This window comes from Bacillus cereus group sp. BfR-BA-01381, assembly GCF_022663555.1.
Lineage (GTDB): Bacteria > Bacillota > Bacilli > Bacillales > Bacillaceae_G > Bacillus_A > Bacillus_A pacificus.
The window spans coordinates 1-212 of the sequence record NZ_JAKUFR010000365.1; the positions used below are offsets into that span (position 1 = coordinate 1).

Genomic DNA, 212 nt, shown 5'->3' on the forward strand with positions numbered 1-212 from the left:
CAGCCGCGGTAATACGTAGGTGGCAAGCGTTATCCGGAATTATTGGGCGTAAAGCGCGCGCAGGTGGTTTCTTAAGTCTGATGTGAAAGCCCACGGCTCAACCGTGGAGGGGCATTGGAAACTGGGAGACTTGAGTGCAGAAGAGGAAAGTGGAATTCCATGTGTAGCGGTGAAATGCGTAGAGATATGGAGGAACACCAGTGGCGAAGGCG

The 212-nt window shown here is 53.3% G+C and carries 1 rRNA gene; it reads left to right on the forward strand.

The window, feature by feature from the left end:
* Positions 1–212: ribosomal RNA gene (locus tag MR079_RS29060) — 16S ribosomal RNA — on the forward strand; the annotation flags it as partial.